14 protein-coding genes, 1 tRNA gene and 2 pseudogenes are annotated in these 14,734 nt (G+C 32.6%); 4 read left to right on the top strand and 13 right to left on the bottom strand.

Annotated features, from left to right (window positions below; translation table 11 throughout):
- Positions 1–47 precede the first annotated feature (47 nt).
- The 3 genes and pseudogenes from P5P89_RS02200 to P5P89_RS02210 form a co-directional block, all read right to left on the bottom strand.
- A complete protein-coding gene (locus tag P5P89_RS02200; protein WP_278010549.1) occupies positions 48–1,262 on the bottom strand; it encodes an RsmB/NOP family class I SAM-dependent RNA methyltransferase in 1,215 nt (404 codons plus the stop codon).
- Positions 1,263–1,402: 140 nt separating this feature from the next.
- Positions 1,403–3,366, bottom strand: a pseudogene (locus tag P5P89_RS02205) (KUP/HAK/KT family potassium transporter).
- Between the two features lie 133 nt (positions 3,367–3,499).
- On the bottom strand, positions 3,500–4,843 hold the full coding sequence (locus tag P5P89_RS02210; protein WP_278010550.1) for a hypothetical protein: 1,344 nt from the start codon (positions 4,841–4,843) through the stop codon (positions 3,500–3,502).
- A 119-nt stretch (positions 4,844–4,962) separates the two neighbouring features.
- On the opposite strand from P5P89_RS02210, the pseudogene P5P89_RS02215 reads away from it, so the two are divergent.
- Positions 4,963–6,023: pseudogene (locus P5P89_RS02215) on the top strand (WD40/YVTN/BNR-like repeat-containing protein).
- A gap of 95 nt (positions 6,024–6,118) precedes the next feature.
- On the opposite strand, the gene P5P89_RS02225 reads toward P5P89_RS02215, so the two are convergent.
- From P5P89_RS02225 to P5P89_RS02245, 5 genes are all read right to left on the bottom strand, one after another.
- Positions 6,119–6,577, bottom strand: a complete 459-nt coding sequence (locus P5P89_RS02225) for a sensor of ECF-type sigma factor (protein WP_278010553.1) — start codon at positions 6,575–6,577, stop codon at positions 6,119–6,121.
- A gap of 17 nt (positions 6,578–6,594) precedes the next feature.
- Positions 6,595–7,005: a hypothetical protein gene (locus P5P89_RS02230; protein WP_278010554.1), complete on the bottom strand. Its 411-nt coding sequence runs from the start codon at positions 7,003–7,005 to the stop codon at positions 6,595–6,597.
- 5 nt (positions 7,006–7,010) lie between these two features.
- On the bottom strand, positions 7,011–7,580 hold the full coding sequence (locus P5P89_RS02235) for an RNA polymerase sigma factor (RefSeq protein ID WP_278010555.1): 570 nt from the start codon (positions 7,578–7,580) through the stop codon (positions 7,011–7,013).
- A gap of 68 nt (positions 7,581–7,648) precedes the next feature.
- Positions 7,649–8,818: a transcriptional regulator gene (locus tag P5P89_RS02240; RefSeq protein ID WP_278010556.1), complete on the bottom strand. Its 1,170-nt coding sequence runs from the start codon at positions 8,816–8,818 to the stop codon at positions 7,649–7,651.
- 135 nt (positions 8,819–8,953) lie between these two features.
- Positions 8,954–9,142, bottom strand: coding sequence for a hypothetical protein (locus tag P5P89_RS02245; protein WP_223683155.1), 189 nt, complete (start codon positions 9,140–9,142; stop codon positions 8,954–8,956).
- Positions 9,143–9,224: 82 nt separating this feature from the next.
- On the opposite strand from P5P89_RS02245, the gene P5P89_RS02250 reads away from it, so the two are divergent.
- The gene (locus P5P89_RS02250) at positions 9,225–9,605 is read left to right on the top strand and encodes a nucleoside triphosphate pyrophosphohydrolase family protein (RefSeq protein WP_278010557.1); all 381 of its coding nucleotides are present in this window, start codon (positions 9,225–9,227) and stop codon (positions 9,603–9,605) included.
- 59 nt (positions 9,606–9,664) lie between these two features.
- Here the strand turns inward: P5P89_RS02250 and P5P89_RS02255 are convergent, their stop codons facing one another.
- Positions 9,665–10,735 (bottom strand): branched-chain amino acid aminotransferase, encoded by a 1,071-nt coding sequence (locus P5P89_RS02255; protein WP_278010558.1) that lies wholly within the window; start codon positions 10,733–10,735, stop codon positions 9,665–9,667.
- A gap of 305 nt (positions 10,736–11,040) precedes the next feature.
- Here P5P89_RS02255 and mnmC2 point away from each other — a divergent pair, with 305 nt between their 5' ends.
- Entirely contained in the window at positions 11,041–11,721 is a 681-nt protein-coding gene (gene mnmC2 / locus P5P89_RS02260) for a tRNA (5-methylaminomethyl-2-thiouridine)(34)-methyltransferase MnmC2 (RefSeq protein ID WP_278010559.1), read from the top strand.
- A gap of 151 nt (positions 11,722–11,872) precedes the next feature.
- The gene (locus P5P89_RS02265) at positions 11,873–12,070 is read left to right on the top strand and encodes a hypothetical protein (RefSeq protein ID WP_223683151.1); all 198 of its coding nucleotides are present in this window, start codon (positions 11,873–11,875) and stop codon (positions 12,068–12,070) included.
- 179 nt (positions 12,071–12,249) lie between these two features.
- Here the strand turns inward: P5P89_RS02265 and P5P89_RS02270 are convergent.
- The 4 genes from P5P89_RS02270 to P5P89_RS02285 form a co-directional block, all read right to left on the bottom strand.
- Positions 12,250–12,323: transfer RNA gene (locus P5P89_RS02270), tRNA-His, on the bottom strand.
- A gap of 88 nt (positions 12,324–12,411) precedes the next feature.
- A complete protein-coding gene (gene bshB1, locus P5P89_RS02275; RefSeq protein ID WP_278010560.1) occupies positions 12,412–13,128 on the bottom strand; it encodes a bacillithiol biosynthesis deacetylase BshB1 in 717 nt (238 codons plus the stop codon).
- Between the two features lie 79 nt (positions 13,129–13,207).
- A complete protein-coding gene (locus P5P89_RS02280; protein WP_278010561.1) occupies positions 13,208–14,272 on the bottom strand; it encodes a chorismate-binding protein in 1,065 nt (354 codons plus the stop codon).
- 3 nt (positions 14,273–14,275) lie between these two features.
- On the bottom strand, positions 14,276–14,707 hold the full coding sequence (locus P5P89_RS02285) for a PaaI family thioesterase (protein ID WP_278010562.1): 432 nt from the start codon (positions 14,705–14,707) through the stop codon (positions 14,276–14,278).
- Positions 14,708–14,734: the final 27 nt, after the last annotated feature.

Below are 14,734 nucleotides of genomic sequence, written 5' to 3' on the forward strand. Positions count from 1 at the left end.
ATTTTAAAGTTGGAATTTGGGATTTTAAATATTTAGAAATTTATATATTATTTTTTGCGTTCTAACAGCGCCATATAAAATCCATCGAACCCTGAATCTGATGCCAGCAATTTACGGTCTTCAATAAAAGTAAATTGTTTTCCGATTTCAGTTTTAAGGAATTTCTCCACCTGCTCCTGATTTTCAGAAGGCAAAACAGAACATGTTGCGTACACTAATTTTCCGCCTGGTTTTACAATTTTAGAATAACTTTCTAAAACCTCAGACTGAACTTTACGGATATTATCAATAAATTCAGGCTGTAATTTCCATTTAGAATCCGGGTTTCTTTTTAACACCCCTAATCCGCTACAAGGTGCGTCAATCAAAACACGATCTGCTTTTTCATGCAGTTTTTTAATCACTTTTGTCGTATCAATAATACGATATTCAATATTAAAAGCACCATTTCTTTTGGCTCTTAATTTTAATTGCTTGAGTTTACTCTCATACAAATCCATTGCAATTAATTGTCCTTTGTTTTCCATCAAAGAAGCAATATGCAATGTTTTTCCCCCTGCTCCGGCGCAAGTATCTACTACACGCATTCCTGGCTTTACATCCAGAAAACCGGCAACCAATTGTGAATTAGCATCCTGAACCTCAAAAAGTCCTTGCTTGAACGCATCTGTCAAAAACACATTTGCTCTTTCTTTTAAAACCAAAGCTTCAGGCTGATCTTTTAAATATTCTGTTTCAATATTTAAATCCATCAATGTATTTCTAAGACTTTCTTTAGTTCCTTTAAGCGTATTAGTTCTTAAGATAACTTTTGCAGGTTGGTTTTGGGCAGCTATTTCTTTTGACCAGACTTTTTCGCCTAATTCTTTTACACCTAATTCATCCATCCAGTCAGGTATAGATTCTTTTAAAGCTCTAACCTTTGAAAGCTCATCAAAACGGCCTTTTATTTTTCTTTCAGGAGTACCTTCTAATTGTCTCCAGTCCGGAATTGGATACCCTCTTAAAACGGCCCAAACTGCAAACATTCTCCACAAATTATCTCTATCAAAAGGTTCTTTAACTTCCGCAATTTCAGCATATAATCTTTTCCAACGAACAATTTCGTATATCGTTTCAGCAACAAACTTCCTGTCAGAACTTCCCCAACGTTTGTCTTTTTTTAAGGCTCTTGCTACCACTTTATCCGCATATTCCCCTTCATTGAAAATAGCATTCAAAGAATCGATGGTAGTATAAACTAAATTTCTGTGTAATCTCATTTTAATTATTTGAGTTGCAAAGGTACTATTAATTGATTGAAAGTTAAATTTTTAATTTAGCTGTTATTTTAACTTTCATTAAAAAGAAAAACACTCTGATAAATTTTAAAAGAGTGTTTTTAATTTATTTTGTAAAATGTTTATTTAATAATTCTCGTTAAACCTATATTCTCCGGAGCATGAAGCACCATTGGGAATTTTTCAATTTTTACTGAACTGCTATCTAATCCAAAAGCACTTTCTTCAGACAAACTTAATTTTTTAATTAAGAAATAGGAGTTCATAATTATCTTCTCGTGCCATAATAAATCGGAGTCATTTGACAGGAATTTTTCAGACAACACAAATTTGAAATCCCCAACAATATTGTTTTTATTCAACGATTCATAACGACTGGTAATATCAACCTCTCCATTTTTAACCATATCCCGAATAACTTCCCTAAACATCAAATTGATTTTCGTTGGTTCTCTAAATCCTAAATTGAAATCAATTCTGTAAATATCGTCTTTAGCTATTTCTGTTACCTTATATTGTGTTTTATATGGTTCCGTCAGAATATTTACATGTACAAACCAATAGATATCTGCTCTTTTTGGACGTTTTTGCAAAATCGAATACATTACTTTTTGCTCTAATTCATCAACACGGTTTGCATTTGTCATATAAACCAAATGCGTTGCATATTTAGGAATCGATAAATCTTCACTCAGCTCCATCAGAACTTTCTTGTAATCGTCAATTTTAACAATTTTAGTATAGCTTTTATTAATTTGCTTGGCTACATACCATACGGTCATTACCGAAATCAGCATTATAGCAATAATTAGGGTTACATAACCGCCTTCTGCAAATTTGGTAATATTGGCAAGTAAAAAACAGCCTTCAATTACTAAATAAATGGTGATTAGAGGAACCATAAAATAGAGCTTCACTCTTTTCATTATTAGATAATAATTCAATAAAATGGTTGTCATAATCATACACAGTACAATTGCCAAACCATAGGCATGTTCCATATTACTTGACTTTTCAAAGTGCAAAACAATTCCGACACAGCCAAAAAACAACAACCAGTTAATGGACGGAATATACAATTGTCCTTTAACTTCAGTCGGATATTTGATTCTTACTTTAGGCCAGAAATTCAATCGCATCGCTTCATTTATCAAAGTAAATGAACCGCTGATAAGTGCCTGGGATGCAATAACCGCAGCCAAAGTTGCTATTACAATACCTACAGGCTGAAACCAGTTGGGCATAATTAAGTAAAACGGATTACCATTCTCCCCCCTAATGCCTGCAGAGTCTGTCCTTCGTGATGAATTAGATAAGCTGCCTGACCAAAATAATTCAGAACTAAAGTCAACTTTACAAAAACCCAGCTAATTCTAATATTTTTTCTTCCGCAATGTCCCATATCAGAATACAATGCTTCTGCTCCTGTAGTACATAAGAATACAAATCCTAATACAAAAAAACCATCAGGATGTATCGATAATAAATGGTAAGCATAATATGGATTAATGGCTTTAATAACTTCCGGATGATCTAAAATCTGAACGACTCCTAAAGTTCCAAGCATTGCAAACCAAATAAGCATCATTGGCGCAAAAAACTTACCAACTAACTTAGTACCAAACTGTTGAATTGTAAACAATACAAATAAAATTCCAATAACAATTGGTATTGTATTTATTTCAGGGTAATATGTTTTTATTCCCTCAACCGCAGAAGAAACTGAAATGGGCGGTGTAATAATTCCATCTGCCAATAAAGCACTACCACCTATAATAGCAGGTACAATCAGCCATTTTATTTTGGTTTTCTTGACTAAGGCATATAATGCAAAAATACCTCCTTCTCCATGATTGTCAGCACTTAAAGTAATAAGTACATATTTAATAGTCGTTTGAAGGGTTAATGTCCAGAAAACACAGGAAATACCTCCTAAAACAATATCTGCATCAATAGAATGGTCACCAAGTATGGCTTTCATCACATATAATGGAGAAGTACCAATATCTCCATAAATAATCCCTAATGTAATCAACAAACCACCTATAGACAACTTACTGTGTAAGTTTTTATGCGCTGCGCTCATGTATAATTTTATAAAAGACGGTTGCAAATTTACTCTTTTAAAATAAATTAGCGCCAATTATAATTTAAAATAACAAAAAAAACACAACCCCTCGATTGTGCCTTTTTTTGATTTAAAAAGTTTATTTTTAATATTAAATTCTTCTTCCGCCACCTCTTGACTCTGAAGTATTTCCTCTTTGTGAATTCCCTCCTCCTCTTGACTCCTGACTTGCTCTTGGAGACTCAGAACGTTGCGAAGCTTCCGGTCTTGAAGGTCTGCTTTCAGATGACGATCTGTTTTGAGCATAACCACCTCTCGAAGATTCTGCCCTTTGGCTTGAAGCCGCTCTGTTTTCACCCATTCTGTTTTCAGAGTTACCCCTTGAAGAATTCATTCTGTATTCATTAGAATTTCCTCTTGACTCATTTCTTGAGTTGTTTTCAACTCTTGCCGGGCTATTAATAGTTGCCGTATTATCTCTTCCGGAAGCTACCCTGTTTGAATTAAAGTTTCTGTCAGACGTCTTTCTATTATCATTAGAATTGTTTTTGGACTCGTACCTTTGATTATTTTCAACTCTCACCGGATTACTATTTCTGTCTGAAGCACTTCTGTTTGAATTATAGTTCCTGTCAGACATATTTCTGTTATCGTTATAACTTCTGTTTGAATTTCTGTTTTCTGTAGAAATTCTTCCAGAATTAGATCTATTAGTGCTGTAACCATTTTGGTTTCTGTTATTCTCTCTGCTTGCAACACGTCTTTGATCTAAATCATATCTATTGCTTACATTCGAATGTCTGTGAGAAAAACTACGGTCAGGATATTGTCTTTCATATCCATAAGAACGTCTGGATTCATATATTACAGGCGCTCTGTAACTTCTTCTGTTATTTACATAATTATAATGATTGTTTACATTGATACAAACATCCACATTTCTTCTATATCTATAAATTGGGTAAGGTCTCCATGCTACGTAATAGGTTGGAAAAAAATTCCATGTCCACGTAGAGTAATAAGGTCTGTAGTTTGTAACCCAGAATGATGAATAAATAACTGGTGTTACGTTATAAACCGGCTCATAAATATAATTTGGCCCGTAAAAATAACTGTTCCCTATAACCTGAATACTTACTTTATTATAATTATCCCTTTCTACATCAATAGTCGCAATATCCTGATAAACATCACGATCAAGAACCGACTGTATGACAATGACGTGAGTTCTGTTTTCTACAGTTTCAATAACACGTAAATAATCAACCTGATCATCATTATTCAAATCAAGATTTGAAATTTGATATTTCGGATCATTTAAACGTCTTTCAAAATCCTGAAGATTAGCTGACTCTCCAAAAATAGAAGCCACAGCCCTTAAATCTAAATTATCACTGATATCGGAGTTTTTTGCGTAAACAGTCGTTTGGCTTTGTACTGCACAAGAACTTAAACCTATAGCTACTAAAGCTAAAAAAAGTATTTTGGTTTTCATGGCAAATCATATTAAGATTAATATTCTGGAATATCCAATTACTGTGCCAGAAAAAAAACAAAATATATTTTACTTGTTGTAAATAATTGTATTTTAGCAACAACTAAATCTTAGCTTATATGAAAAAAGTAATGTTATTTTGTAGTGTCTTTGTTTTATTTCTATCTTTTAAACCATTGAATTACAACAACAAAACAGCTTCCTATGGCGGTTTTACATCAATGGAGACAGACACCTTATTTCAGGACAAAATCAGTATCAGGGCAATTTCTATTGACAAAAATAAAGTTTGGTATGGTGCCGATAACTCCCGCTTTGGATATTATGATTTAGATAAAAAAGAGAAATTTGAGGAGCATATTTATCGTGATACCTTAAAATTAGAATTCAGAAGCATCGCTCAAACTTCAAAAGATGTCTTCTTGTTGAGTGTCGGAAATCCGGCTTTACTTTATTCCGTTTCTAAAAAAACACAAAAAGTAAAATTAGTTTACAAAGAAGTTAATGAGAAAGTCTTTTACGACAGTATGCAATTTTGGAATGATAAAGAAGGAATTGCTATTGGTGATCCAACAGAAGATACTTTTTCAGTAATTATAACCCGTGACGGAGGAGAAACCTGGGCAAAATTATTATCAGATAAGTTACCAACCAATGCCAAAGGCGAAACAGCTTTTGCTGCCAGCAATTCAAATATTGTTATAAAAGGAGATGACACCTGGCTGGTTTCAGGAGGAAAAAAATCACGAGTTTTCTACTCTCCCGATAAAGGCAAAACCTGGAAGGTAATCGAAACTCCTATTATCCAGGGAAAAGCAATGGCTGGGATTTTCACAGCAGATTTTTACGATTCAAAACATGGATTTATTGCAGGAGGTGATTATGAACTTCCAAACCAAAAAAAGACAACAAAGCTTTTACAACAGATGGTGGCAAAACATGGGAACTAATTGGTCAGGGCATGGGTTTTGGATATGCATCATGTGTGCAGTATGTACCTGGAGGAAATGGCAAAGAAATTATCTGTGTTGGTTCTGAAGGAATTCAGTATTCTCAAAATGGGGGTGCCAACTGGACACAATTATCTACAGATACGAAACTTTTTACGATTCGTTTTATTAACAGAAATACTGCAATTGCTGCGGGGTACAATAAAGTCATCAGACTTCGTTTTAAATAAAAATAACAAGACCCCTAAATAATAAAGTAAGTATTATTATATAGGGGTCTTATCGCTGTTGTTCTTTGTGGTATTTGGGGACGCTATATTTTCATTTAGTTTTTACCTCCTTTTTCCTTATATTGTTTCAATAACTTTCGATTAAAATCATCTTCTGATTTCTTTAATTTCAATATTTTTTTAGCAGAAAGCACTTTACGAAGATTACTCATATATTTTTCTCTTAAAAAATACAACTCTTTATCTGTACTTTCAATTTGCGATAAAAGCGTTGCGGCTTCTTTTTCTGAAAGCGAATTAACACTGTCATCATTTAATTTCCGAAAATACGTTTTCATTTTTTCATGACGTAATTCATATTGCTTATCATCAAAAGCATTATAAATTGGCCAGAATTTTTCAGCTTCATTTGATGTAAGTTCCAATTCTGTAGTCAAGAAAGACACCTTGTAAGCTTTAATCTTTTCGCGTTTTTCATCTATTTTTTCACTTTGTGCATAAAATGAAAAGCTAACTAAAAACAGTACTATGGGCAGTATATTTTTGATTTTCATCTCTATAGTTTTTATTTTTATTCTGAAATTAAATTTTCAATGTTTGGATTTGAAGACAAAACATCTTCAAGTGTTTCCTGTTCAAGAACCACATTCTTATTTATTGCTTCAATATCTTTAGTGTCTAATTCACGGATTAAATCATATTGATTTATACCAGACTGATACGATAAATATGTTTCTAAAGTAGCCTCATCAAGTTCTTTTGATTTATTGTAATTATTTACTATCGGAATCATTAATGCAATAACAACTACTGCAGCCGCAATCATCGCAATAACCTTTTTACGTTTGTAAATCGGAATCACTTTCACTTCCCTTTCATTGATTTGCTGTAAAACCTTTGCTGAAAAATCATCAAAATAATGATCCGGAGTTTTAAATCCCGGTTTTATTTTAGGTTCGTTTTCTAATTTAAATGTTTCCATAATGTTTATAAGATATATTTTATAACAAAAGGTTTAATTTGATGTAACATATAATTCAATTTTTTTACGGCATGATGATAAGAAGCCTTCAACGCACCTACTGATGTCCCCAGAATTTCTGATATTTCTTCGTATTTTAATTCTTCAAAATACTTCATTTTAAAAACCAATTGCTGTTTTTCAGGCAATGTAACTATAGCTTTCTGAAGCTTTATTTGAATTTCATCACCATCAAAATAAGTATCAGATTTTAAATTTTCAATGGTTTTGTTCTGTAAAGCTTCTGATGTCAAACCATTTAATTTTGCTTTCTGGCTTAAGAAAGTAAGCGCTTCATTGGTTGCAATTCGGTACATCCATGAAAAAAGTTTACTTTCTCCTTTAAAATTTTTCAGATACTGAAATACTTTTACAAAGGTGTTCTGCAAAACGTCGTCAGCATCATCATGATTGAGAACAATATTCCGAATATGGGAATATAACGGTTTTTGATATTCTGCCAAGAGTATATGAAACGCAGCATTTTGCGTTTCAGGATTTAATAATTGTGCTATAAATTCCTTCTCGTTTGTCAAGTCTTTTCGCTATCTTGTTAGTTTGAATGAATTTATTACAAAAGGTTTAATCAGGTTTTATATTTTTTTTAAAACTCTGAATCCTCCTCTTCTGCAGCTTTAGTTTTAGCAGGAGGTGCTACTGCAGGTTTCTTTACAGCCGGATCAGTCGTGGTTTTTTGAACAGCCGGATCAGCTTCAGGTTTGTAAACAGGAGCTTCCTCTACAACAGGTTTTACTTTGGGTATGATCGGATAATAAATTTCAGTTATTAGTTTAGAAGAACTTTTAACATCTAATTTACCCGCTGTTAGAATTTCAAGATGCGACCAGCTTAAATCCGGAACAAGTTTTTCTTTATTAATGAAAGCTGTCGTTTTTGAAATTGCTTCATTAGTATGTAAATAATCTCCTTTTAAAGTGGTTTTTACAGCTTCAAAACTGTTTAATTTTCCAGATAAAATATCACTTCCTGCACTTGTTAAAATCTCTTTATTTATAGGCAAACAAATGGAGATTTTCGCCAGATTTGTTTTTGTATCATAGGTATGATAAATGATAAAAGGCTTTCCGCTTGTATATAAATTATTTGTTTTGCTAAACTCTATTAATTTTGGAATAACAATCCTGGCATTTTTATTTACTTTCTGAATTTCGCTTGTAAAAGTCTGCTTTATATAGAAACTTTCTGTTTTTTTTACAACACCATTTACTTTTATGGCATAAGTTTTAGTTTCGTAATCAAGATTCTTATCAATATTAACAAGCGTTTTTTCATACATGGTTCCTATAATTTTATCAGAACCGCCATTTAAAACAGTGTAAATTTTAAATAAAAAACTCATTTCACCTTTTGCTTTCCAGGTAACTTTTGTTTTTCCGTTAAGGGTATCCTTAAAAATCCAATTTACATCTGCATCTGTGCCATCAAAACTGATTTTCTGATGAATACGCTCCCCTTCTTTTGCCTGCAATGTTATTCCAGTTCCTTTTCCTTCGCTGTTTTCCCATGAAAATGAAGCTCCGTTTCCAACCGTTTTTTCCGGAAATGACATTTTTATTGACGGATCTTCAACAGCCCATGATTCAAAATCTTCAAAATTCCTAAAATCATTTACATAATGATACACTGTTGCTCTGGGTGAATTAATCACCTTACTTCTCTCAACAGTAAAAAAACCTTTTTGAGTAGCTATGAAAACACTTAGAGCAATAAAACTTAATAATAGTAGAAGAAAAAGATATTTTAGAATTTTCATTGTGTAGGCTGTTTGGTGTCGTAAAGTTATAAATTTATTGCTGTGTTATGAATAACAAAAAAATAAAAACGATTCTTTTTATTATATCACATCAGAACATACAACAAACGTTTTTTAAAAGTTTAAAGTATAATCTTATCTTTTAAAAAAGAATTTGATTAAAAACAAAATAACGATAAAAAGCAGAAAACCAATTAACACCTTATAATTTCCTTTGTAGAAAATTTTGTGTAAGGCAAGATCTTTTCGATAAGCAAAAATCATTACGATTACAAATGCAATAAAAAAACAGACTGCGAATATTAATTGTCCCTGACTAAACATAGTTGAAAATTATTTTTGGCAAATTTAGAGAATTGTATATGAATTGTTGCTAATTTGCCTATCCAATTAATAAAATAAAAAAATGAAAAAACAGCTTGATGCAGTAACCGAATTTCATACTGCTTTTAAAATTGGCCACAGCCAGACTCCTATTGCCGACATTGGAGAAACTAAAAAATTACTTCGTTATAATTTAATGAAAGAAGAAAATGAAGAATATCTCGAAGCTGTACAAAACAATGATTTGGTAGAAATTGCTGATGCTCTTGGAGATATGATGTATATTTTATGCGGTACCATTATCGAACACGGATTACAGGATAAAATAGAAGCCGTTTTTGATGAAATCCAACGCAGCAATATGAGTAAACTAGGCGAAGACGGACAGCCTATTTATCGTGAAGACGGAAAAGTAATGAAGGGTCCTAATTATTTCAAACCTGATTTTTCGAAACTTTTATAAAAACATAAACCCGACAATCAAAATGTCGGGTTTATTTTTTATAAAAATCTTCTTTAAAACTATTGAACTTTTACAGTCCAGCCAAAAGTATCTTCAGCAAGTTTATTTTGAAGATTAGTCAATTTTTCTTTTAAAAATGAAGCGTATGAATTCTCGATTGGAGCCATCTCATAATAAACATCCTGATAAGAGAATCCTTTAATCACACTTATAACAGCAGCCGTTCCTGCTCCAAAAATTTCTTTTAAAGAACCATTTTTAGCTGCTTCAACCAGTTCTGAAACAATAACAGGACGAACTTCAACATTTAGACCTTCTTTTTCAGCCATAGCAATTAAACTTTTTCTGGTAATACCATCCAAAATTCTTTCACTTGTAGGCGCAGTCAACAATGTATCGTTAATCCTAAAGAATACATTCATTGTACCGGCTTCTTCAAGTTTAGTATGTGTTGCATCATCTGTCCAGATTACCTGTTGAAAACCATCTTTGTTGGCAAGATTCGTTGGATAAAACTGAGCAGCATAATTTCCTGCAGCTTTTGCAGCACCAATTCCACCATTAGCGGCTCTACTGTAATGCTCTGCAATGATTACTTTTACTTCACCTGCGTAGTAAGATTTTGCAGGGGACAGCAAAATCATAAATTTATATTCGTCAGATGGGTTAGCCACAACTCCCGGGCCTGTAGCAATCATAAAAGGACGAATGTACATACTACTTCCGTTTCCTCTCTGAATCCAGTCTTTATCAATTTTCAATAATTCATTCAAACCATCCATAAAAACAGATTCAGGCACTTCCGGCATTGCCATACGCACCGCTGAATTGTTAAAACGCTTGTAGTTTTCATCAGGTCTGAACAACCAAACATCATTATTTTCATCTTTATAAGCTTTCATTCCTTCAAAAATTGCCTGACCATAATGAAAGACTTTAGAAGACGGATCCATTAAAATAGGAGCATACGGTTTAATGACCGGTGTTTGCCATTCCCCATTTTTAAAATCACATTCAAATAAATGGTCTGTAAATACAGCACCAAAGCTTAAGTTTTCAAAGTCTACACTACTAATTTTAGAAGAAGTGGCTTTTCTGATTTCAATTTTGCTTGCTTGAGTTGTACTCATAATAATGTAAGTTTTACTTAATTTTCATCACCAAATAAACATTATTAAAGTGATGATATGATATAAAATAGAATTTATTGAAGGCAAAATTAAGTAAAATTATATAAAATACTTGCCAAAAAACCATTAATTCCCTCATTTAACTGCGATTTATTTATATTGTAATAAACTTAAAATTTTAACTGGTTTTTATAAAGAATTTATGAAAAAAGCTTAGTTTTTTAGGGCTTTACGCATTTGTTTTAAGTAAATTTGGCATAAAACATATTATTTAGTTCAAAATCGAATAATCAATTCAGGATGTAATGAAAAGAGAAATTATTAAAACCCTAGATGGCTCAACCACAATTCATTTACAGGAATGGGACGAATGTTATCATTCGAAACATGGCGCTATTCAGGAAGCTAAACACGTTTTTATAAAGAACGGTCTGAACCTGTTTGAAGGCAAACCGGTAAGTATTCTGGAAATTGGTTTTGGAACAGGCTTAAATGCTTTTATAACTTTTCTTGAAGCAAACAAACAACTGCAAACTATTGAATATACCGGTGTAGAGGCCTATCCCGTTGATTCCGTAGAAGTTTTGGCCATGAATTATGTTTCAGAATTAGAAGCCGATTCTTTTGAAAACATTTTTAAGAAGATGCACGATTGCGAGTGGAATCAGAAAAACAATATCACTCCTGATTTTTCATTAACGAAAAGAAAACAATTTTTTCATGAAATAGACGATTTTGAAACTTTTGATTTAATTTACTTTGATGCCTTTGGTTACAGAGTACAGCCTGAATTGTGGAGTACCGAAATTTTTCAGAAAATGTACAACAGTTTAAAACCAAATGGTGTTTTAGTTACTTATGCTGCCCGCGGAGTTGTTAAAAGAAGTATGATTGAAGCCGGATTTTCAGTTGAAAAATTAGCAGGTCCTCCTGGAAAAAGAGAAATGTTTAGAGCTGTAAAACAATTCACACAATCTTATTTATAATAAATCTAAATTGATTTATATTCAGTAAGAAAACGTATTCGCTCTTAATATTTTAAAAAAAATAAGTTAAAAATATCTTTTATATATGATATTTGTTTAAATTTGGCTCAAGTTTAAAAATAGAGATAACCCCCCAAAATCTTATTTTATTATGTCAAAAATGATGTTTGATTACACGAAATCAATACTCGAAAGAGTCAGTTTCGACCCGGTACTTTTTTGTAAAGAATTAGAAAAAGCTATTAAAACACTGTTACCTTACGAAATGGAACAATTGCAAGAATGGTTATTACACTTTATCGTCGAAAAACCAGAATTAAAAGAATGTTTACTATTAGTTAAAGTATAAAAAAGGAAAGACTGTCTAAAATGACAGTCTTTTTTTTAAACAGTGTTTTGGCTTCATTCTTAAAATGAACCCCAATACATTTGGGAATGGATTTGCTTTCTTAAAAATCAGGCAACAATTATCGAAAAAATTTATTCCACAAAAAAAGCCCTGAATTTCTTCAAGGCTTTAAATTTATGGGTGGCTGACCGGGTTCGAACCGGCGACCCGCGGCACCACAAACCGCTACTCTAACCAACTGAGCTACAACCACCATTTAACCAGCATTTCTGCTTAGCGAGTGCAAATATATAACAAAGGTTTACTTCTACAAAGAAAAAATTAAAAAAAAATGCACCTTTTTATATCAAATCTTCTAAGCTATTGACTGCCAAACACCTTTCTACAGTAAAACCTTCTGCAAATTCTTTACCAACAAGCCTTCCCAGATCCTGTGCTCTGTAATTTAAACTTTCCAGAAAGTTTTTACTTGTAATTGGTGTTGCAGGCTCTTTAGAATTTGGATCATAAAATTGGGTTTTATACGCCAGGATTGCTTCTACTTTCTTTTCTTCAAAACCGGTAATATCTACAACAAAATCAGGTTCGATATTTTTCCATTGAATATAATGATACACCACTTTTGGTCTCCAGGCTTCCTGTTTCTCTCCATTTAATGAAGTTTCAATTTTCATTAATCCCGATAAAAAACAAGAGTCAGAAACCAATTTACTTCCCTTTCCGTGATCAATATGGCGATCGTCAATTGCATTGCATAAAACAATTTCAGGCTTATATTTGCGAATCATTTTAATAATTTCCAATTGATGCTTTTCATCATTTACAAAAAATGCATCACGCATAGCTAAGTTTTCACGTACCACAACCCCTAAAATCTTTGCCGCATCTTTTGCTTCCTGATCTCTGGTTTCTGCTGTTCCTCGCGTACCTAATTCTCCTCGTGTTAAATCAACAATACCTACTTTTTTTCCAAGTGATACTTCTTTTAAAATGGTTCCCGCACAACCTAATTCCACATCGTCAGGATGTGCTCCAAAGGCTAATATATCTAATTTCATTTTTTTTGTTTTTTTGTTTTTTTTGTTTCAGTTTTCACGTTTCAAGTTATTCACAGAACGTGAAACTTCAAACTTGAAACTATTTTTTTAAAACCCTTTTCATCGTCATCGATTTATTGACGCTTTCCTCCCACTCTTTTTCAGGGATACTTTCTCTCGTAATACCGCATCCCATATACAAAATAGCTTTATCTTCCTGAATCTGCATACTTCGTAAATTTACGAATAAATCAGAACTTGCATTGTCTTCTAAAAAACTGCTGTTTAATTCACCAAGGAAACCGGTATAAAAAGTTCTGTCGTAATTTTCGTTTTCTAAAACAAAGGTTTTTGCTTTTTTCTTAGGCAATCCGCAAACTGCCGGTGTTGGATGAAGCGTATCAATTACTTCTTTTAAAGTCGAGTTATCTTTTAAAACTCCCGAAATATCTGTTTTAATATGCCAGATTGATCCAGCTTTGAAACTATAAGGTTCTGAAACCACAACCGAAGCTGCAAATTCCCGAAGTCGTTTCACTATAAAGTCGGTTACGTATTGTTGTTCGTCTTTTTCTTTTTGCTGCCAGAGAATTTCAGTTTCAGAATTTGCTTTTTGTGTTCCGGCTAAAGCTGTTGTCTCAAAAATATTTCCGTTTGCTTTCAGCAGTTGTTCTGGCGTTGCGCCCATCCAAAAACCAACTTTAGGATGATAAAAACAATACGTAAAAGTAGTCGGGTATAATTGAATCAAATGCTGAAATGTAGTTACAAAATCAAATTCGGTTAGATTTACAATTTCACTTCTGGATAAAACTACTTTTTTGAATTCGTCATTTTTAATTGCCTCAATTCCTTTTGAAACTAAATCTTCATATTGCTTTTTCGCATCAGAACTAAAATCCGGATCGTCAATTTCAATCGATTCTATTATTGTTATTCGTTTATCAGCAATAATAATTTCCGACTCATTTTCCGGGATTAAAATCAATTGTTTTTCATCAAAAGAAGCAAAAATAAATCCTTTTTCACTGTAATCTGAGACTTTAAATAAAATATCATTATGTTGTAAAAGTCCAATAATATTCGACGTGTTCGGTTTTGAGTAAAGCACAAAAGGTAAGTTTTGTGCTTTATGTTTTTTAATTTTTAAGAAAAATGGATTCATATTTTATTCACTTTTCTTTTTCTCTAAAACAATATTTGTCAATTTACAAAGCGAAATCAGATTTCCGGATTTATCAGTAATTTTAATTTCCCAAAGGTGTAGGCTTCTGCCTTTGTGAATTATGCGGGCTGTTCCAAAAACAACTCCTTCACGAATACTTTTTAAATGGTTTGCTGAAATTTCTATTCCGCGTACTTCCTGCTCTTTTGCGTTGATAAAAAAATGAGAAGCAGCACTGCCAACACTTTCAGCCAAAGCAACGGAAGCTCCGCCATGAAGTAATCCCATAGGCTGATGAACAGCAGGATTTACAGGCATTTTGGCGGTCAAAAAATCTTCTCCGGCGTCAATATATTCTATTTTTAGCGTTTCCATCAAGGTATTTTTCGAAAACTCATTGCAATATGCTAAAATCTGTTCTTTTGTATAATTCATTAAAATTAGCTTTAAAATCGTAAAATT

Origin of the sequence: Flavobacterium gyeonganense, from assembly GCF_029625295.1 — a bacterium.
GTDB lineage: Bacteria > Bacteroidota > Bacteroidia > Flavobacteriales > Flavobacteriaceae > Flavobacterium > Flavobacterium gyeonganense.